The organism is Cohnella baijiui, assembly GCF_020731285.1.
Lineage (GTDB): Bacteria > Bacillota > Bacilli > Paenibacillales > Paenibacillaceae > Cohnella.
Window position 1 is genome coordinate 1 of record NZ_JAJFOW010000325.1, and the last position, 242, is coordinate 242.

Sequence of the window (242 nt, forward strand, 5' to 3'; positions counted from 1 at the left end):
CGAGAATAAAGAATTGGTTGCATATCCGACTGTTTCTACTTTCCCTGTAAACGTCGTATTCGTATCGGCATCAACGATGATATCCACGTCATAGCCTGCTTTTACATCTGCAATATCGGTTTCTTCAATGTTTGCCCGAACGTACAATTTATTCATATCCACCACTTGAGCTAACGGCTGTCCCGGGGTGACCATCTGCCCTTTGATTGCTGTGCTTTGTACAACTGTGCCGCTAACCGGTG

General features: G+C 45.5%; 1 pseudogene. It reads right to left on the minus strand.

The features are described from left to right. Positions 1-242: pseudogene (locus LKX83_RS32810) on the minus strand (transporter); the annotation flags it as partial.